Raw genomic sequence first — 19,265 nt, 5'->3', positions numbered from 1 at the left:
CCGCCGTCCGCGCGGACGCCCACAACCGCACAGGAGGGTCCATGTCGACACCGTCCGGGGGCCGTGATCAGCGCCCCTCCGCCACGCCCTCGGCCGCCCGGCCCGAGCGTGTGCAGCAGATCGAGGCGATCCTGGTCCCCGCCCTGGCCGAGGCCGGCTACGACCTCGAGGCCGTGGAGCTCACCCCTGCCGGGAAGCGCCGCGTGCTGCGGGTCGCAGTCGACCGCGACGGTGGCGTGACCCTCGACGACGTGGCCGAGGCGACCCGCGCGGTCAACGCCGTCCTGGACGCCCCGGCCGGAGCCGCGGTGATGGGGGAGCAGCCCTACACCCTCGAGGTCACCTCGCGCGGGGTGGACCGCCCGCTCACCCTGCCGCGCCACTGGCGCCGCAACGCCGGACGCCTCGTGGCGCTCACCCTCGCCGACGGCACCTCGCTCACCGGACGCATCGGCCGCACCGCCGACGCCGTGTCGCCCGACGCCGAGGGCCGCGTGCTGCTGGTCGTCGACGGCGCCGAGCGCGCCGTGCCGTACGCCGAGGTGGTCAAGGCGCTGGTGCAGATCGAGTTCAACCGGGCGGCGTTCGACGCCCTGGAGGACGACCCCGACGGGTCCGACGAGACCGACGGGACCGACGGGACCGACGAGACGGAGGAGGAGCACTGATGGACATCGACCTGAGCATCCTGCGCATGGTGGAGCGGGACAAGGAGATCAAGTTCGAGGTGCTCGTGGAGGCCATCGAGCAGGCGCTGCTCACCGCCTACCACAAGACGCCGGGGGCGATCAGCGACGCGCGTGTGGAGCTGAACCGCAAGACCGGGCACGTCACCGTGTTCGCCGCCGAGGTCGACGAGGACGGCCAGCGGATCGGCGAGTTCGACGACACCCCGGCCGGGTTCGGCCGGATCGCCGCCACCACCGCCAAGCAGCTGATCCTGCAGCGCCTGCGCGACGCCGAGGACGAGCAGAAGTTCGGTGAGTTCTCCGGCAAGGAGGGCGACCTCATCTCCGGCGTCATCCAGCAGGGCCGCAACCCCGCCGACGTCATGGTCGACCTCGGCCGGCTCGAGGCGCTGCTGCCCGTGAGCGAGCGCGTGCCGGGCGAGGACTACACGCACGGCACCCGGATCAAGGCGCTGGTGCTCTCGGTCCGCAAGGGCATGCGGGGTCCGCAGGTGAGCCTGAGCCGCAGTCACCCCCACCTCGTGAAGAAGCTCTTCGCCCTGGAGGTGCCCGAGATCGCCAGCGGCCAGGTCGAGATCGCCGCGATCGCCCGCGAGGCCGGCCACCGCACCAAGATCGCGGTGCGCGGCACCGTGCCCGGCGTCAACGCCAAGGGCGCCTGCATCGGGCCGATGGGGCAACGGGTGCGCAACGTGATGGCGGAGCTGAACGGCGAGAAGATCGACATCGTCGACTGGTCGGCCGATCCGGCGCGGATGGTGGCCCACGCCCTCTCGCCCGCCCGGGTCTCCAGCGTCGAGGTGGTCGATCTGGCCGGCAAGTCGGCCCGGGTGGTCGTGCCGCAGTTCCAGCTCTCCCTCGCCATCGGCAAGGAGGGCCAGAACGCCCGGCTCGCGGCGCGACTCACCGGCTGGCGCATCGACATCCACGGCGACGAGGAGCAGCCCGACGCCTGACCGGGTCCGCGGGGCGGGGCCGAGCCGCCGGTTCGGTCGCAGGCCCTCGGAGTGGCTAGACTGACCGACGGTGACCCACCGAACCTCCTCCCTCGTGCCGCGGACCCCGGTCCGTACGTGCGTCGGATGTCGTCGACGGGTCGCCAAGGACGAGTTGTTGCGGGTCACCGCAGGCTCGGACGCCGACGGCCGGCCGGCCGTGGTGCCCGATCCGGCGGCGACGGCACCGGGTCGTGGGGCGCACCTGCACCCCACCCTCGCGTGCCTGGACCTCGCCGTGCGTCGCAAGGCCTTCGGCCGTGCACTCCGGGTCACCGGAGGGCCGGGGCTCTCGCTCGCGGTGCTCACCGAGCACCTCGGCGTGGCGCGCGGGGCGGAGCACCCCTCGACCGACCAGACCGAGAAACCACCACCAGGGAACTGGAGCACCAGCTCATGAGCACTCGATGAGTACTTCCCGATGAGCCAGCAACACCGGATCCACTAACGGCTCGGTCACCGCCCCCCTCCCGGGGTCCCGCGGGTCGAGCCAGAAGGAGAATTGTGGCGAAGACCCGCGTGCACGAACTCGCGAAGGAGTTCGGCGTCGAGAGCAAGTTCGTTCTCGAGAAGTTCAAGGAGATGGGAGAGTTCGTCAAGTCGGCGAGCTCCACCGTCGAGCTCCCGGCGGAGATGCGTTTCCGCAAGGAGTACGGGGAGGCCCTCAAGGCCGCTCCGAGCGGCGGCCAGCCGGCCGCTGCCCCGTCCGCCCCCGCCGCGTCGGCCGCGCCCGCGGCCCCGGCGGCGCCCGCCGCCCCGGCCGCGACCAGCGCCCCGGCGCCGGGCCGTCCCGGCCCGCGTCCCGGTCCGCGACCCGCCCCGAAGGCCCCCGAGGTCGAGACGCCCGCCGCGGCGCCCGCCCCGCAGCCCGAGACGCCCGCCGCGCAGGCGCCGGCGGCTCCCGCGGCTCCGGCCGCTCCGGCGACCCCGGCGGGGGAGCCGCCCGCCGGCGGCACCGCGCGCCCGGCGGCCCCGAAGGCCCCGACGCCCGCTCCGCGGCCGGTCGGTCGCCCGGGTGCCCCGCGGCCCGGCAACAACCCGTTCGCGCCCAGCCAGGGCATGGGACGCCGTCCCGCCGCCCCGCCGTCGGCCCCGGCCGCCGGCGGCGACGCCGACAACCGCCCGCCGCGTCCGCCCGCCGGCCGCGACGGTGCGCCGCCGCGTCCCGGCATGCCGCGCCCCAACCCGGCGATGATGCCCAAGTCCCCGGCCGCCTTCGGTCGCGGACCCGGCGGTGCACCGCGCCCCGGCGCGCCCGGTCGTCCGGGTGCTCCCGGCCGTGGCGGTGCGCCCGGTCGTCCCGGTGGCGGTGCCCCGGGTCGCGGCGGCTTCGGTGGCGGCCCCGGTGCCGGCGCCCCCGGTCGCCCCGGTGGCGGTGGCGGTCGCCCCGGCCAGCGTGGCCAGACCCAGGGTGCCTTCGGCCGCCCCGGCGGTCCGTCGCGTCGTGGCCGCAAGTCCAAGCGGGCGCGTCGCCAGGAGTTCGAGGCCATGGAGGCCCCGACGATCGGCGGCATGCGGGTCCGCAAGGGCAACGGCGAGACCATCCGGCTCGCCCGCGGCTCCTCGCTGACCGACTTCGCCGACAAGATCGGCGTCGAGCCGGCCTCGCTGGTGCAGATGCTCTTCCACCTCGGCGAGATGGTCACCGCCACCCAGTCCGTGGGCGACGAGACCCTCGAGCTGCTCGGTGAGGAGCTCAACTACGTCGTCCAGGTCGTCTCGCCCGAGGACGAGGACCGCGAGCTGCTCGAGTCCTTCGACATCGAGTTCGGCGAGGACGAGGGCGACGAGTCCGACCTCGTCGTGCGGCCCCCGGTCGTCACCGTCATGGGTCACGTCGACCACGGAAAGACCAAGCTGCTCGACGCGCTGCGCGACGCCAACGTGGTGGACAAGGAGGCCGGCGGCATCACCCAGCACATCGGCGCCTACCAGGTCCACACCGAGGTCGACGGCGCCGACCGCCGCATCACCTTCATCGACACCCCGGGTCACGAGGCGTTCACCGCCATGCGTGCCCGTGGTTCGCAGTCCTCCGACATCGCGGTGCTCGTCGTGGCCGCCGACGACGGTGTGATGCCCCAGACCGTCGAGGCGCTCAACCACGCCAAGGCCGCCGGGGTCCCGATCGTGGTCGCGGTCAACAAGATCGACAAGCCCGAGGCCGACCCCACCAAGGTGCGTGGTCAGCTCACCGAGTACGGCCTGGTGCCCGAGGAGTACGGCGGCGACTCGATGTTCGTCGACGTCTCCGCCAAGGCGGGGCTGAACCTCGACAAGCTGCTCGAGGCGATCGTCCTCACCGCCGACGCCTCGCTCGACCTGCGGGCCAACCCGACGCAGGACGCCCAGGGCCTGGTCGTGGAGGCCCACCTGGACCGCGGTCGCGGTCCGGTGGCCACGATCCTGGTCCAGCGCGGCACGCTGCGCGTGGGCGACTCGATCGTCGCCGGTCCGGCCCACGGCCGCGTCCGCGCGATGCTCGACGAGCACGGCCAGGAGATCACCGAGGCCGACCCCGCGCGTCCCGCGATGGTGCTGGGTCTGTCCACCGTGCCCGGCGCCGGCCAGAACTTCCTGGTCGTCGAGGACGACCGGATGGCCCGCCAGATCGCCGAGAAGCGCGAGGCCCGCGAGCGTGCCGCGATGCAGGCCAAGCGCCGCATCCGTCGCACGCTCGAGGACTTCATGGCCTCGATGGAGAAGGGGGAGAGCCAGGAGCTCAACCTCATCCTCAAGGGCGACGTGTCCGGTTCGGTCGAGGCGCTCGAGGACGCCCTGTCGCAGATCGACGTCGGCGACGAGGTGGGCATCCGGGTCATCGACCGCGGTGTCGGTGCGATCACCGAGACCAACGTCGACCTGGCCGCGGCCTCGGACGCGATCATCATCGGCTTCAACGTCCGCCCGCAGGGCAAGGCCGGCGAGATGGCCGACCGCGAGGGCGTGGAGATCCGCTACTACTCGGTGATCTACCAGGCCATCGAGGAGATCGAGGCGGCCCTCAAGGGCATGCTCAAGCCCGAGTACGAGGAGGCCACCCTCGGCCAGGCGGAGATCCGCGCGATCTTCCGCTCCTCCAAGGTCGCGGGCGGCTCGATCGCGGGCTGCATGGTCACCAGCGGCACGATCCGTCGCAACGCCAAGTACCGGGTCATCCGCGACGGCAACGTCGTGGCGGAGAACCTCGACCTCATCTCGCTGCGGCGGGAGAAGGACGACGCCTCCGAGGTCCGTGAGGGCTTCGAGTGCGGTCTGGTGCTGCGCAACTTCTCCGACATCAAGGAAGGCGATGTCGTGGAGGCCTTCGAGATGCGGGAGATCCCCCGCTCCTGACACCGGTCGGGGCGGGCGCCGTCGGCGCCCGACCCACCACCGCGACGGTCGGTGCCACCCTGCGGGGCGGCCACCGACCGTCGTCCGGTCCGGGCCCCTCACCGGGCCGCGCGACCGCCCCCCGAACCTGAACGACCCCGAAGGGAGGGGCGATGGCCAGCCCCCGCGTGCGCAAGATCGCCGACCGCATCCAGGTGATCGTCGCTGAGATGCTCGAGCGCCGGATCAAGGACCCGCGGCTGGGGTTCGTCACCCTCACCGACGTCCGGCTCACCGGCGACTCCCAGCAGGCCACGATCTTCTACACCGTGCTCGGCGCCGACGCCGACCTCGCCAGCACCGCGGCGGCCCTGGAGTCGGCCAAGGGGCTGCTTCGCTCCGAGGTCGGCAAGCAGCTCGGCATGCGTCACGTGCCCTCGCTGACCTTCGTCCCCGACGCCCTCCCCGAGACCGCCAAGGTCATCGACGACGCCCTGGAGCGGGCGCGCCGGGCCGACGAGGAGCTGGCCGCGGTGCGCGAGGGCAAGGACTTCGCCGGCGAGGCCGACCCCTACCGCAAGCCGCGCGAGGACGACGACGAGTTCGACGGGTTCGAGGAGCCCGCTGCCGGCGACGATGACTGAGCCCCGTCCGCCGCGGGTGCCGGCCCCCTCGGGGCTGGTCGTCGTCGACAAGCCCGCGGGCCTGACGTCCCACGACGTCGTGGCGCGGGTGCGGCGTGCGCTCGGGACCCGGAAGGTCGGCCACGCAGGGACGCTCGATCCTCTCGCCACCGGGGTGCTGGTCGTCGGGGTCGAGCGCGCCACCCGTCTGCTCGGGCACCTGATGCTCACCGAGAAGGCCTACGACGCCACGGCCCGCTTCGGGGTGGCCACGACCACCGACGACGCCGAGGGCGAGGTGCTGACCACCGCCGACGCCGCCGCACTGGCGTCGGTGACCCCGGAACGGATCCGGGCGGCGCTGGAGGACCACCGCGGCGACCTCGACCAGGTCCCGACCGCGGTCTCGGCGATCAAGGTCGACGGCAAGCGCGCCTACCAGCGCGTGCGCGACGGCGAGCAGGTCGAGCTCGCCGCCCGCCGCGTGACCGTGCACGAGCTCGAGGTCACCGACGTCCGCGGTCTCGAGGCCGACTTCTCCCTGCGCTGCAGCAGCGGCACCTACGTGCGGGCGATCGCCCGCGACGCCGGAGCCTCCCTCGGTGTCGGGGGACATCTCACCGCCCTGCGCCGCACTGCAGTGGGTCCCTACGACCTCGGACTGGCCCGCACGGTGGAGGAGGTGGCGCAGGACCCCCGGGGCTCGGTACTGCCGATCGCCGAGGCCGCCCGGCGCGCCTTCACCTCCCACGACCTCACCCCCGCGCAGGCTGCCGACGTGCGGGTGGGTCGTCGGCTCGACGACCTCGCCCTGTCCGGACTCACCGCGCTCTTCGACCCCGACGGGGAGTTCCTCGCGCTCTACGAGCCGCGCGGCGAGGCGGGCGCCCGGCCGGTCGCCGTCTTCGTCTGACCCGGTCGCCGACTCCCGGAACCGGCCGACCGACGCCCGCGGGGTGGCCCTGCGGAACCATCCGCGACATCCGATCGGGTCATCTTCATCGGATCCGTAACTCCGGTGATGCAGATCGCGTGCATCTGCTCCGGTGCTGGCCTACGCTCGACGCGGGAGAGGGGGTGCCATGGCAGGGAACGCCGCCAGCAGGGGCGACCACGGCCGCCACGAGCGGTTCGTCGGCGTCGCCGCGCTCGCCGACCGTGCCCCGGAGGCCGCCCGCGAGACGGAGTCGGTCGACCCGCGCGTCTCGGCCGTCCTGGAGGTGCTCGCCGGCGAGACCCACGACGCCGTCGCGCAGCGCTGGGCCGTCGAGCCGGCCCTGCTGCACCGCTGGGTGCGCTCGTTCGTCGAGGCCGGCACCGCGCAGGTCACCAACCGCCCCTCCGGCGAGGTCGCCCGTGAGCGCGACCGGTTCCTCTCGGTCTTCCTGCACGGCCTGCGCGCCCCGCTCGCCGAGGCCCAGGGCTGGGTCGGTCTGCTGCACAGCACCCCGGTGCAGCAGCGCATGAGCACCGAGGTGGTCGACCGCCTCCAGGCCACCATCGACCTCCTGCACGAGCGCGCGCTCGACGTCGAGCTGCTCACCGCCGCCATGCTCGGGCGCATCTCGGTGGCCCCGGACCGGGCCCGGGTCCGCGACCTCACGGCCGCCCTGCTGCCGGCCTCCGAGGTCGGGGGCGAGGGTCCCGACGTCGAGATCACCGTCGACGTCGAGCTGTTCGCCCGCGCGCTGCGCGACCTGTGGCACACCGTGGCCACCACCGCCCCGCGACCGCTGGACGTGCGATTCGAGGTGCGCACCGTGGAGCCCTGGCTGGAGCTGCGGATCATCCGCGAGGGCGACCCGATCGAGCCCCGCGTGCTGCACCGGCTCTTCGAACCCTTCGAGTACGACGACGTCGCCGTCACCGCCGGCCTCTACCTCGCCCGGGCGCTCACCGTCGCCCACGGCGGCACGGTCGGGGTCGAGCAGGACGACGACGAGGCGGTGTTCTGGCTGCGTGTGCCGGACCGCCGCATCCACCAGGACCCCCCGATCCGCCCGGTCCCTCCGGTGCGGTCCGTGTAAGTGACCAGACCCGTGCCCGTCCTCACTCCTTGCGCCGGCTCGGCGGCGCGGAGGCGGTCGCGACGTCGCCAACCCCAGGAGAGAACATGAAGTACCGACTCGCATGCGGCGACGTGATGCCCGGGTGCGCTGCGACCTTCGAGTCCGGCGACCAGTCCGAGCTGATGTCCGCCGTGGCCTCCCACGCCGCCGCCGACCACGGCATCACCGAGATCACTCCCGAGATCGCGGCCGCCGTGCAGAGCAAGATCCAGGTCGGCTGACTCCCGAGCGTCACGCGTTCCCCTCCCGACCGGCCGGTCCGGCGCCGTCCTCACGGCGCGGGACCGGTCGGTCGTGTCCACTCCCGGGCGCGGGGGAGGACAGCGATAGGCTGGTCGGTGTGACGATCTGGCGCTCGTTCGACGAGATCCCTGCGACGCTGACCGCCAGCGCCGTGACGATCGGCAACTTCGACGGCGTCCACCGCGGGCACCGGGCGGTGATCGCGCGGGCCCGCGAGGCGGCCGACCGGCTCGACGTCCCGCTCGTCGCGGTGACCTTCGACCCGCACCCGATGGCCGTGCTGCGCCCCGAGCACGCCCCCTCGATGCTCACCTCCCTGCCCGAGCGCGCCGCCCTGCTGCGCGGCGCCGGCGTCGACGACGTCCTCGCGCTGCCCTTCGACCTCGCCATGGCCGCGTGGAGCCCGGAGGAGTTCGTCCGTGCGGTGCTCGTCGAGGCGTTGCGGGCGCGGGCGGTCGTGGTCGGCGCGAACTTCCGGTTCGGCGCCCGGGCCGGGGGCGACGTCGCGAGCCTGATCGGGTTCGGGCGCGAGGCCGGGTTCGAGGCCGAGGGCGTCGAGCTCGACGGTGGTCCCCAGGTGTGGTCCTCCACCTACGTGCGCACCTGCCTGGTGGCCGGTGACGTCGCCGGTGCCGCCGAGGCGCTGGGGCGCCCGTTCTCGGTGCGCGGCACCGTGGTGCAGGGCGACCAGCGGGGTCGTGAGCTGGGCTACCCCACCGCCAACCTGCCGGTCGCGGCCGGGTACGCCAGCCCGGCCGACGGCGTGTACGCCGGCTGGCTCACACGTCCTGACGGGAACGGGGGCTCCGAGCGCCTGCCCGCCGCCATCAGCGTGGGGACCAACCCCACCTTCGACGGCGTGCGCGACCGCCGGGTCGAGAGCTACGTCCTGGACCGCACCGACCTCGAGCTGTACGGCGTCGAGGTGGAGGTGTCCTTCGTCGAGCGGCTGCGCGGCATGGTCGCCTACGAGGGCATCGACCCGCTGCTGGCGCAGATGGCCGACGACGTCGCGCGCACCCGCGCCGTCCTCGGCCTGCCCGCCGCCGGCGCCTGACCTCGGTGTCCGCTCCCGCGTCCGGCCCCGCATCCGGCCCGGCGCCCGACCTGCGCGAGGCCGAGCTGTGGTTCCGCCGGCACGGGCTGAGCTACGTGGTGCCGACGGTGCGGGCCCAGGTGCGGTCCGCCGCGGCGCCCCGGCGCCTGGTCGCCTCCGCCGCCCTGCTCACCGCCGTCGCGGTGGGGGCGGGCATCGGGACCGGGCTGCTCGGCGACGTCGCCGACGGCTCCGCCGTCACGGTGTCGCTCCTGCTCGCCGGTGCCGTCTGGTACTGCCTGGGGCCGTTGTGCGCCGGGCCCATCGTGCGGTGGGCGGTGTCGCGCACGCTGCGCGGGCTGCGCCTGCTCGTGCCCACCGCCAGCCGGGCACTGCCGCTGCTGCTGGTGTTCGTCACGTTCTTGTTCATCAACGCCGAGGTGTGGCAGCTCAGCGCGGCCCTGCCCGGGAGCACGCTGTGGTTGGTGGTGCTCCTGCTGCTCGGGCTGGCGGCCGTGTTCCTGCTCGTGCGCCTGCCCGACGAGGTGGACCGGGTCGACGAGGACGTCGACGAGGCGTTCCTGCGCCGCGCGACCGCCGGCACCCCGCTGGCGGCGCACGTCGACGCCGCGGTCGCCCGGGGCTGGCGACCGGTCCACGTGGAGTTCACCGGCGCGGCCCGCACCAACCTGGTGCTCGTGCTGCTGCTCGTGCAGTTCGTGCAGGTGCTGCTGCTGGTGCTGGCCGTCTTCGGGTTCTTCCTGCTCTTCGGCTCCCTCGCGGTGGGGGAGGGCGTGCAGGTGGCCTGGACGGCCCAGGAGCAGGTGCACAGCTTCGGGATCGCCCCGAACGTCTCGGTCGAGCTGGTGAAGGTCTCGCTGTTCCTGGCGGCGTTCTCGGGCCTGTCCTTCACCGTCAACGCCGTGACGGACGAGACCTACCGCAGCCAGTTCTTCGCCGCCGTCACCGACGAGCTCGAGCGGGCGCTCGCGACCCGCGTCGTCTACCTCGTCCTCGCCGAGCCGACCTGAGCTGCCGCTCTGCCACTCAGGCGCGCGGCCGCCGGTCGCGGCGCAGCCCGCGGAACAGGAACAGCAGACCGACGGCGATCTGCGCCACGCCGAGCAGGACCCGCCCGGTGACGAGGGTCCACACGCCGAGCGCCGCCCAGCCGACGGCGAGCGCGGCCAGGAAGGGCGAGGGGGCAGGCACAGCCGAACCGTACCCGCGGCCGGCGTCCGTGACGAGGACCCGCACGTGCGTCGGGGGCGGCGGTGCCGCGGGGGCGCCGCCGCCCCCGACGTGGGACGGACCGGGTGGACCGGAGGTCGTGCTCAGTCCTCGGCGTCGAGGTCCTTGGCCACGAGCGCGGCGATCGCCGCGACGTCGGCCTCGTCGTCCCCGGACACCTCGATGGTGTCGCCGGGGCCGGCGCCGAGGGTCATGATCAGCAGCGAGGACCCGGCGTCGACCGGCTCCTCGCCGGGGACGGCGAGGAAGACCTCGGAGTCGAGGTCGGCCGCGGCGTCGGCGATGATCGAGGCCGGTCGGGCGTGCAGGCCGACGCTCGAGCCGACGGTGACGGTCTGGGTGGGCATCGGGTGCTCCTTCTCGTGGGTGGGGTCCGCGTCAGGCGACGGCGGGGACGGCCTCGGCGCCGCGCAGGGACTTCAATCCGATCACGGCGGCGGCCGCGACCACCACCCCGGCGAGCAGCGAGACCAGGAAGCCGAGGATGTTGCCGACGGCGAAGAGCACGAAGATGCCGCCGTGCGGGGCCCGCAGGGTGACGTCCAGCGCCATCGCCAGACCGCCGGTCACGGCGCTGCCGAGCATGATCGAGGGGATCACGCGCAGCGGGTCGGCCGCGGCGAACGGGATCGCGCCCTCGGTGATGAAGCTGGCGCCGAGCAGCCAGCCGGCCTTGCCGTTCTCCCGCTCGGCGGCGCTAAACAGGCCGGGGCGCACCACGGTGGCCAGGGCCAGGGCGATCGGCGGCACCATGCCGGCGAGCATCACCGCCGCCATCACCTTCAGCTGCGGAGCGTCGGTGGCCGTACCGGCGGCGGAGAGTCCGGTCGTGGCGAAGACGTAGGCGACCTTGTTCAGCGGGCCGCCCATGTCGAAGGCCATCATCAGGCCGAGCACGATGCCGAGCACGATCGCCGAGCCGCCGGCGAGATTGCCGAGGCCGTCGTTGAGGTTGGTGGTGAGGGAGGCCAGCGGCTTGGCCAGCGCCACGATCATGACCAGGCCGGCGCCGAGCGTGGCGCCCAGCGGGATCACGAGCACGGGCATGAGCCCGCGGGCCCAGGCGGGCACCTGGATCGCGCCGATCCGGGCGGCGATGACGCCGGCGAGCACGCCGCCGATGATGCCGCCGATGAAGCCCGAGCCGGTGAGCAGCGCGATGGAGCCCATCACGAAGCCCGGTGCGATCCCGGGGCGGTCGGCGATCGCGAAGGAGATGTAGCCGGCCAGGGCGGGCACGAGGAACCCGAAGGCCGCACCGCCGAGGACCAGCAGGAGCGCGCCGAGGTAGGTGAGGAACGCGCCGTGGGGCAGCTCGGTGTTGGCCATCACGTAGTCGGCCGGGTTCGGCAGATCGGTGAAGGAGGAGTTGAGCACGATGTGCTGGGCGGTGTTGATGCCCTCGGTGCCGTCGAAGGTCGAGCCGAGCGCGATCTGGTAGCCGCCGAAGAGGAAGGCCAGGGCGATGAGGAGACCACCGGCCGCCACGAACGGGATCATGTAGGACACCCCGGTCATCAGGATCCGGCGGATCCGGGTGCCGGTCGACTCGTGGGCCGTGCTGGCGGCCGTCGCGGCCGACGCCTCACCCTCGACGCGCGGGGCGGCGGGGTCGGTGGCGGCAGCGAGCGCCTCGGCGATCATCGCGTCGGCGCCGTCGATCGCGCGCTTGACGCCGCTGCTCACCACCGGCTTGCCGGCGAAGCGGGCCTTGTCGCGCACCCCCACGTCACAGGCGAGGATGACGGCCTCGGCGCCGGCGATCACGTCGGCGGGCAGCGGCTTCGAGCCGGCCGAGCCCTGGGTCTCGACCGAGAGCTGCACCCCGGCCCGGGCCGCGGCGGCCTCGAGGGCCTCGGCGGCCATGTAGGTGTGGGCGATGCCGGTCGGGCACGCCGTCACCGCCACGAGGCGGCGCGTGGCCGCGGCGGCGGGCGCCTTCGCCAGGCCCGGGGCGGCCGGAGCCGGAGCGGTGTCGACGACGGCGCGCACCGCGGTGACGACCTCCTCGGCGGTCGTCGCCGACCGCAGCGCCGCCACGAAGTCGGGCTTGACCAGCGCCCGGGCCAGCTTGGTGAGGATCTGCAGGTGCGTGGTGTCACCGCCCTCGGGGGCCGCGATGAGGAACACCAGGTCGGCGTGGCCGTCCTTGGCGCCGAAGTCGATCGGCTGCGTGAGCCGGGCGAAGGCGAGCGTGGCCTCCGTGACCGCGGTGGTGCGGCAGTGGGGGATCGCGATGCCGCCCTGGAGCCCGGTGGCCGACTTGGCCTCGCGGGCGCGGACGTCGGCCACGAGCGTGGCGGGGTCGTCGGTGCGGCCCGCGGCCGCGACAACGTCGGCGAGCGCCGCGAGCGCGGCGTCCTTGTCAGTGCCGAGGTCGGCGTCGAGCCGGACCAGGTCGGCACTGATCAGCGAGGTGATCGAGTCGGTCATGCGCCTGTCTTTCCTGTGAGGGCGAGCTCGCGGACGCGCACCCGGTCGGGGTGGACGTCGGCGGGCTGCGGGGTGGTGGTGCCGGGCAGGCCGGCGGCCGCGCTGCCGTAGGCGACGGCGAGCGCGAGTCGGGGGGCGGGGGCGAGGCCCCGCAGGTGGCCGAGCAGGTGGCCGAAGAGGCTGGCGTCGCCGGCGCCGACGGTGCTGACGACCGTGGTCGGCCCGGGCAGGGCGTGCCAGGCGCGGTCGGGGGTCTCGGCGCTGACGTACACCGCGCCGTGGCCGCCGAGGGTCGCGAGCACCTCCGCGACGCCGAGGTCGAGCAGCGTGCGCGCGGCCCGGGCGGCGGCGACCGGGTCGGCCTCCAGCACCTCGCCCGTGCCGCCGGCCACCGAGGCCAGCTCCTCGGCGTTGGGCTTGAGCAGGGTGGGGGCGCACGCGGCGTCGGCCCGCATCCGCGCGACCAGGGCCGCGAGCGGTGCCTCGCTGGTGTCGACGGCCACCCGGCGTCCGGCCCGGCGCAGGTCGGCCGCGAGGTCGGCGTAGAGGTCCGCGGACGCTCCCGGCGGCAGCGAGCCCGCCAGCACCGCCCAGCCGAGCGGGTCGAGGGACTCCTGCAGCCCGCGGGCCAGATCTGCCAGGGTGGCGGCGCTCAGTGCCGCTCCGGGGCTGTTGAGCTTGGTGGTGGTGCCGTCGGGCTCGGTGAGGGTGATGTTGGTGCGCACCGGGGTGTCGGTCACCGCCAGTCGCACCGGGACGCCGGCCTCCTGCAGGCCGCGTACCACGGGGTCGATCGCCGGCGCGGGGAACACCGCGGTGGTCGGGACGCCGGCGGCGCGGCAGGCCCGGGAGATGTTGATGCCCTTGCCGCCGGGCTGACCGAGCACGCCGGCGGTGCGCTGCACCGCCCCGCGCTCGAGGGGTCCGGTGAGGGTGATGGTGTGGTCCAGGCTCGGGTTGGCCGTCAGGGTCACGATCATGCGACGTGCACCTCCACGCCGGCGTCCTCGAGCCAGCGGACGTCGGCGGCCTCCACGCCGTCGTCGGTGACGACGTCGTCGATCTCGGCCAGGTCGGCGAAGCGCACCCCGGCCTGGCGGCCCAGCTTGGAGGAGTCGGCGAGCACGACCACCCGGTGCGCGGCCCCGACGAGGGCCCGCTTCACCGCGGCCTCGTCGGCGTCGGGGGTGGAGGCCCCGTGGTCGGGGCTGAGGGCGTTGGTGCCGAGGAGGGCGACGTCGGCGCGCAGGCGCTGCAGGTGCAGCACGGTGTCGGCGCCGACCCCGGCGCCGGTGGCGGTGCGCACCCGGCCGGGCAGGACGTGCAGGTCCACCTGCGGGGCGCTGACCAGCCGGGCGGCCAGCGGCACGGCGTGGGTGTGCACGACCAGGCGGTGGTCGGCGCTGCGCGTGAGGGCCAGGGCGTCGGCGAGTCGGGCGGTGGTGCTGCCGGCGTCGAGCAGCACCGAGCCGCCGGTGCCGGGGAGCAGCGCGAGCGCGGCGCGGGCGATCCGGTCCTTGAGGTCGGCGCGGGTGTGGTCGCGCTCGGAGAGGCCGGTCTCCAGCGGCACGAGGGCGTCGGCGGGCACGACGCCGCCGTGCACCCGGCGCACCAGGCCCTGCTTCTCCAGCAGGGAGAGGTCGCGGCGCACGGTCTCGGTCGTCACCCGGAACTCGGCGGCCAGGTCGGACACGGCCACGCGGCGACGCTGGGTGACCAGGCGGACCACCGCCTGCTGGCGCTCTTCGGCGTACATCCGGTGTGACCTCCTTCACTGATGTTGGTTCATGTTGTTTTATGCCCGATTGTGTTGACTGTCAAGGGGGAGGGGCGCCTAGGCTGTGAGCGTGGTCACCGACGCTCCCGCTCCGCAGCTGCTCACCGGCACCCCCGTCGTGCCCGGCACCGCCCTCGGCCCCGTGCTGGTGGTGGCCCGCGATCTCGACCCCGCGGCCGTCGCGGCGTACGGCTCGGGACCGGCCGACCCCGCGGAGGCGCTGGCCGATTACGACGCCGCCGTGGCCCTGGTCGCCGGCGGGTTCGAGGCCAAGGCCGCCCGCGCCAGCGGGGCGGCGGCCGAGGTGCTCACCGCGAGCGCCGGGCTCGTGCGCGACCGCGGGCTGCGCGGGGCGGTGCGCAAGCGCCTCACTGCCGGCGAGCCGGCGCTCGACGCGCTGCGCGGGGCCGTGGCGCAGTTCGTGACCGCCTTCACCGACATGGGCGGGCTGATGGCCGAGCGGGCCACCGACCTGCTCGACATCGAGCAGCGGCTGCGGGCCCGGCTCGTGGGGCAGCCCGAGCCCGGCGTCCCCGCGCCCGAGGTGCCCTCGATCCTGGTGGCCGAGGACCTTGCTCCCGCCGACACCGCCGGACTCGACCCCGCACGGGTGCTCGGCCTGGTCACCGAGCGCGGCGGCAAGACCAGCCACACCGCGATCATCGCCCGGCAGCTCGGCATCCCCTGCGTGGTCGGCGTCGCCGGGGCGCTCGGAGTCCCCACCGGCACCCTCGCGCTGGTCGTCGGCGAGCGGGGCGAGCTGGAGCTCCACCCCGACCCGGCCGACGCCGCCGCGCGGGTGGAGGCCTCCGCGCAGGAGCGGGCGCGGCTCGCGGCCTGGAGCGGTCCCGGCGTCACCGCCGACGGCGTCGCGGTGCGGCTGGTGGCCAACGTCGCCGACGCCGCCTCCGCGGCCGAGGCCGCCGCCGGCCCCGCCGAGGGCGTGGGCCTGTTCCGCACCGAGCTGTGCTTCCTCAACCGGCAGACCGAGCCCACCGTGGCCGAGCAGACCGACATCTACGCCGACGTCCTCGCGGCGGCGCCGGCGGGGGAGGGGGCTTACGTCGTGGTGCGCACCCTCGACGCGGGCTCCGACAAGCCGATCGCCTTCGCCACGCACGCCGGGGAGGAGAACCCCGCGCTGGGGGTGCGCGGGCTGCGGCTCTCCTTCGACGACCCCGGCCTGCTCGAGCGGCAGCTCGACGCGGTGGCCGCGGCGGCCCGGCGCACCGCGGTGCCCACCTGGGTGATGGCGCCGATGGTCGCGACCGTCGCCGAGGCCCGCGACTTCGCCGCCGCCGTGCACGCCCGGGGCCTGAAGGCCGGCGCGATGGTCGAGGTGCCGGCCGCCGCGCTGCTGGCCCACCGGCTGCTCGAGGTCGTGGACTTCCTGTCCCTGGGCACCAACGACCTCACCCAGTACACGATGGCCGCCGACCGGATGGCCACCGACCTGGCCCACCTCACCGACCCCTGGCAGCCCGCGGTGCTGCAGCTCATCGCCATCACCGCCGAGGCCGGGCGTCAGGCCCGCAAGCCGGTGGGCGTGTGCGGGGAGGCCGCCGCCGACCCGCTGCTCGCCTGCGTGCTGGTCGGGCTGGGGATCACCTCGTTGTCGATGGCCACGGCGGCCATCCGTCCGGTGGGCGCGCGGCTGGCGGCCACCACGCTGGCACAGTGCGAGGAGGCCGCCGAGGCGGCGCTGGCCGCCGACGACCCCGCGGCCGCGCGGGCGGCGGTCGCGGCGGTGCTCGCCGGCTGACGGGGCGGTCGGGCCCGTCCGACCGCCCGGCTCAACCGGCGGCGGCCACGGTCACCGGCACCGCCGAGAGGGCCGCGTTGCCCGACACGTCCAGCGCGGCGGTGTCGGTGAGGTCGTTGATCGACACCCCGGGCACCTCCGCGGCCACCCGCAGCCGCACGCCGGCCACCCCGTGGCCGTAGCCGTGGGGGAGTGACACCACCCCGGGCATGACGTCGTCGGTGGCGCTGACCTCGACCTCCACGCTGCCCACCCGGGAGGTCACGCGCACGCGCGCGCCGTCCTGCAGGCCGCGCCGGGTGAGGTCGTCGGGGTGCATCAGCAGGTGGTGACGCGGCCGACCGCGGGTGAGGCGGGTGGTGTTGTGCAGCCAGGAGTTGCAGTCGCGCTGGTGGCGGCGACCGATCAGCAGCAGCTCCTCACCCGTCGGGGCGCCCGCCGCCTCCTCGCTCCACGCGGCGAAGCGGGCGACCTCCTCGCGCACCAGCGCCGGCACCAGCGCGACCCGCCGGTCGGGGGTCTGCAGCCGCTCGGGCAGCACCGGCCGCAACGGTCCGAGGTCCACGCCCGCCGGCTCCGCCAACAGCGCCTCGAGCGTGGTGCGGCCGGTCTGCTGCAGCAGCAGCGCGACGACGTCGCGCGGAGTGACGCTGGCCGTGAGCGCCGCCTGGCCGGACAGCGGCTCGTCGAGGAGCTCGGCGATGCGGGTGCCGAGACGGCTGAAGATCCACCAGTCGTGGCGCTGGTCGGGGCCGGGCTCGGCCAGCGCGGGCACGAACCGGGCGGTGTTGCGCACCGCGAGGGCGTGGAAGAGCAGGTCGTACTGGTCGCGCTCCAGCGCGGAGGTCGGCGGGAGGATGACGTCGGCGTGCCGGGTGGTCTCGTTGAGGTAGACGTCGATGCTGACCATGAAGTCGAGTCCGTCCAGCGCCTCGGCCAGCCGGTGGCCCTCGGGCGTGGACAGCACCGGGTTGCCGGCCATCGTGACCAGCGCGCGCACCTGTCCCTCGCCCGGCGTCTCGATCTCCTCGCGCATCACCGCGGAGGGCAGCTCGCCCGCGAACTCCGGCACCCCGCGCACCCGGCTGGTCCAGCGGCCCACCGAGCCGGCGCCGATGACGCCCATCCCCACGATGTCGGCGGCGGGCTCGGTGAACATCGAGCCGCCCTCGCGGTCGAGGTTCCCGGTCACGATGTTGAGCAGCTGGATGCCCCACTGGGTGAGCGTGCCGAAGCGCTGGGTCGAGACCCCGAGCCGGCCGTAGACCACCGCCCGCGGTGCGGCCGCGAGGTCCAGCGCCAGGCGGCGGACGACGTCGGCCGGGACGCCGGTGACGCTGGCGGCGAGGTCGGGCGTGACCGGTGCGACCAGCGCGCGCACCTCCTCCAGGCCGTCCATCCACTCCGGGAGCGCGGGCGCGGTGTCGGCCTCGTGCAGCAGCACGTGCAGCATCGCCAGCACCAGCGCGGCGTCGGTGCCGGGGCGCACGAAGTGGTGCTCGTCGGCGATCCGCGCGGTCTCGGTGCGGCGGGGGTCGATCACCACCAGCCGGCCCCCCCGGGCCCGCAGCGCCCGCATCCGGTTCGGGAAGTCGGGGGCGGTCATCATCGAGCCGTTGGAGGCCATCGGGTTGCCGCCGATGACCAGCAGGTGGTCGGTGCGGTCGAGGTCGGGCACCGGCACGAGCAGCTGGTGGCCGTAGAGCAGGTGGGTCACGAGCTGGTGGGGGACCTGGTCCACCGAGGAGGCGCTGAAGCGCTGCTGGGTGCGCAGCGCCCGGTGCAGCACCAGGCCGTGGGTGAGGGCGCCCAGGGAGTGGGCCGAGGGGTTGCCGGTGTAGGTCGCCACCGCGTTGCGACCGTGGTCGCGGATGGTGCCCGCCAGCCGCTGCGCGACGAGCTCGACGGCGTCGTCCCACGCCATCTCCTCCCAGCCGTCCGCCGTGCGCCGCAGCGGCACCGTCAGACGGTCGGGGTCGGCGTAGACGTCGGCCAGCGAGACGCCCTTCGGGCACACGTAGCCGCGCGAGAGCGGGTCCGAGGGCTCCCCGCGCACCGCCGTGACCGCGCCGCCGGCCACGGTGATCCGCAGCCCGCAGGTGGCCTCGCACAGGTTGCACACGCCGGCGTGCTCGCCGTCGGCGGGCAGCCGCGAGGGCAGCAGCGGGAGGTCGGTCCGGGGGGACGGCGGGGTGTTCGGGGCGTCGCTCACGCAGGCATCGTGGCACGACCTGTGACGCGGGGCACGTGTCCGGTGCCCCGATCCGATCCCGGGCGGTCCGTCCCGGTGCGAGTCGGGGGAGGAGTCGCGGGGTTCAAGTCCGTGCGAATGGGAACCCCCATGGACGCGCCCGCGTTTGTAGGGTGGCAGCGTCAGTCACTCCGGCGCCGGACCAGCAGGGTCCGGGCCGTACCCCGAGAGGATCCGCGATGGTAGTCAGCCTGTCCAAGGGTGGGAACGTCTCCCTCACCAAGGAGGCCGGACCCGCCGGCCTGAACAAGGTCCTGGTCGGTCTGGGCTGGGACGTGCGCACCACGACCGGTGTCGACTTCGACCTCGACGCCTCGGTGCTGGTGTGCGGCACCGACGGCAAGGTGATCTCCGACCAGCACTTCGTGTTCTACAACAACCTCACCTCCCCCGACGGCAACGTCGTGCACCAGGGCGACAACCGCACCGGTGAGGGCGACGGCGACGACGAGAAGGTCGACGTCAACGTCGCCGCCCTTGGTCCCGAGACCGACAAGATCGTCTTCCTCGTCTCGATCGACCAGGCCGACGCCCGCGGCCAGAACTTCGGCCAGGTCACCGGCGCCTTCATCCGCGTGGTCAACGCCGACAACGGCACCGAGCTGGCCCGCTACGACCTCGCCGAGGACGCCGCGTCCGAGACCGCCATGGTCTTCGGCGAGGTGTACCGCAACGGCGGGGAGTGGAAGTTCCGCGCGATCGGCCAGGGCTACGCCTCGGGCCTGGCGGGCATCGCCCGCGACTACGGCGTCAACGTATGAGCACCACCCACACCGGTCGCCGTATGCTCCGGTGACCTCGCGGCGGGCCCGCAGCAGCGG

General features: G+C 74.5%; 18 protein-coding genes. 12 read left to right on the top strand and 6 right to left on the bottom strand.

The window, feature by feature from the left end:
• Positions 1 to 41 precede the first annotated feature (41 nt).
• The 10 genes from rimP to ACERUJ_RS11670 all read left to right on the top strand — a co-directional run bounded on the left by rimP (position 42) and on the right by ACERUJ_RS11670 (position 10,001).
• Positions 42 to 668, top strand: coding sequence for a ribosome maturation factor RimP (gene rimP / locus ACERUJ_RS11715; RefSeq protein ID WP_370248713.1), 627 nt, complete (start codon positions 42 to 44; stop codon positions 666 to 668).
• Entirely contained in the window at positions 668 to 1,645 is a 978-nt protein-coding gene (nusA, locus tag ACERUJ_RS11710; RefSeq protein WP_370248712.1) for a transcription termination factor NusA, read from the top strand. The genes rimP and nusA overlap by 1 nt, the downstream gene beginning before the upstream one ends.
• A gap of 70 nt (positions 1,646 to 1,715) precedes the next feature.
• Positions 1,716 to 2,084 (top strand): YlxR family protein, encoded by a 369-nt coding sequence (locus tag ACERUJ_RS11705; protein ID WP_370248711.1) that lies wholly within the window; start codon positions 1,716 to 1,718, stop codon positions 2,082 to 2,084.
• A 104-nt stretch (positions 2,085 to 2,188) separates the two neighbouring features.
• A complete protein-coding gene (gene infB / locus ACERUJ_RS11700; RefSeq protein ID WP_370248710.1) occupies positions 2,189 to 5,020 on the top strand; it encodes a translation initiation factor IF-2 in 2,832 nt (943 codons plus the stop codon).
• A gap of 152 nt (positions 5,021 to 5,172) precedes the next feature.
• The gene (gene rbfA, locus ACERUJ_RS11695; RefSeq protein ID WP_370248709.1) at positions 5,173 to 5,643 is read left to right on the top strand and encodes a 30S ribosome-binding factor RbfA; all 471 of its coding nucleotides are present in this window, start codon (positions 5,173 to 5,175) and stop codon (positions 5,641 to 5,643) included.
• Positions 5,636 to 6,535 carry a tRNA pseudouridine(55) synthase TruB gene (truB, locus tag ACERUJ_RS11690; protein ID WP_370248708.1) on the top strand — a complete coding sequence of 300 codons (900 nt, stop codon included), beginning with the start codon at positions 5,636 to 5,638 and terminating at the stop codon, positions 6,533 to 6,535. Before rbfA ends, truB begins: the two co-directional genes overlap by 8 nt.
• A 169-nt stretch (positions 6,536 to 6,704) precedes the next feature.
• Entirely contained in the window at positions 6,705 to 7,649 is a 945-nt protein-coding gene (locus tag ACERUJ_RS11685; protein ID WP_370248707.1) for a sensor histidine kinase, read from the top strand.
• 86 nt (positions 7,650 to 7,735) lie between these two features.
• Positions 7,736 to 7,912, top strand: coding sequence for a DUF1059 domain-containing protein (locus ACERUJ_RS11680; protein ID WP_370248706.1), 177 nt, complete (start codon positions 7,736 to 7,738; stop codon positions 7,910 to 7,912).
• A 119-nt stretch (positions 7,913 to 8,031) separates the two neighbouring features.
• Positions 8,032 to 8,991, top strand: coding sequence for a bifunctional riboflavin kinase/FAD synthetase (locus ACERUJ_RS11675; RefSeq protein ID WP_370248705.1), 960 nt, complete (start codon positions 8,032 to 8,034; stop codon positions 8,989 to 8,991).
• A gap of 5 nt (positions 8,992 to 8,996) precedes the next feature.
• On the top strand, positions 8,997 to 10,001 hold the full coding sequence (locus tag ACERUJ_RS11670; RefSeq protein WP_370248704.1) for a hypothetical protein: 1,005 nt from the start codon (positions 8,997 to 8,999) through the stop codon (positions 9,999 to 10,001).
• 16 nt (positions 10,002 to 10,017) lie between these two features.
• Here the strand turns inward: ACERUJ_RS11670 and ACERUJ_RS11665 are convergent, their stop codons facing one another.
• From ACERUJ_RS11665 to ACERUJ_RS11645, 5 genes are all read right to left on the bottom strand, one after another.
• Positions 10,018 to 10,182, bottom strand: coding sequence for a hypothetical protein (locus tag ACERUJ_RS11665; RefSeq protein WP_370248703.1), 165 nt, complete (start codon positions 10,180 to 10,182; stop codon positions 10,018 to 10,020).
• A 122-nt stretch (positions 10,183 to 10,304) separates the two neighbouring features.
• Positions 10,305 to 10,568, bottom strand: a complete 264-nt coding sequence (locus tag ACERUJ_RS11660; RefSeq protein ID WP_370248702.1) for an HPr family phosphocarrier protein — start codon at positions 10,566 to 10,568, stop codon at positions 10,305 to 10,307.
• 31 nt (positions 10,569 to 10,599) lie between these two features.
• Positions 10,600 to 12,654, bottom strand: coding sequence for a fructose-specific PTS transporter subunit EIIC (locus ACERUJ_RS11655; protein ID WP_370248701.1), 2,055 nt, complete (start codon positions 12,652 to 12,654; stop codon positions 10,600 to 10,602).
• Positions 12,651 to 13,634, bottom strand: a complete 984-nt coding sequence (locus ACERUJ_RS11650; RefSeq protein WP_370248700.1) for a 1-phosphofructokinase family hexose kinase — start codon at positions 13,632 to 13,634, stop codon at positions 12,651 to 12,653. The genes ACERUJ_RS11655 and ACERUJ_RS11650 overlap by 4 nt, the downstream gene beginning before the upstream one ends.
• Entirely contained in the window at positions 13,631 to 14,410 is a 780-nt protein-coding gene (locus tag ACERUJ_RS11645; protein ID WP_370248699.1) for a DeoR/GlpR family DNA-binding transcription regulator, read from the bottom strand. The genes ACERUJ_RS11650 and ACERUJ_RS11645 overlap by 4 nt, the downstream gene beginning before the upstream one ends.
• A gap of 91 nt (positions 14,411 to 14,501) precedes the next feature.
• Here ACERUJ_RS11645 and ptsP point away from each other — a divergent pair, with 91 nt between their 5' ends.
• A complete protein-coding gene (gene ptsP / locus ACERUJ_RS11640) occupies positions 14,502 to 16,193 on the top strand; it encodes a phosphoenolpyruvate--protein phosphotransferase (RefSeq protein ID WP_370248698.1) in 1,692 nt (563 codons plus the stop codon).
• 31 nt (positions 16,194 to 16,224) lie between these two features.
• On the opposite strand, the gene ACERUJ_RS11635 is transcribed toward ptsP, so the two are convergent.
• Entirely contained in the window at positions 16,225 to 18,405 is a 2,181-nt protein-coding gene (locus ACERUJ_RS11635) for a molybdopterin-dependent oxidoreductase (protein ID WP_370248697.1), read from the bottom strand.
• Positions 18,406 to 18,623: 218 nt separating this feature from the next.
• Here ACERUJ_RS11635 and ACERUJ_RS11630 point away from each other — a divergent pair, with 218 nt between their 5' ends.
• Positions 18,624 to 19,205, top strand: a complete 582-nt coding sequence (locus ACERUJ_RS11630; protein WP_370248696.1) for a TerD family protein — start codon at positions 18,624 to 18,626, stop codon at positions 19,203 to 19,205.
• The last annotated feature ends 60 nt before the right edge of the window (positions 19,206 to 19,265 follow it).

This window comes from Nocardioides sp. (assembly GCF_964228225.1).
Classification (GTDB): Bacteria; Actinomycetota; Actinomycetes; order Propionibacteriales; family Nocardioidaceae; genus Nocardioides.
Note: the sequence above shows the minus strand (reverse complement) of the source record. Positions and strands in the feature narration are given on the sequence as shown.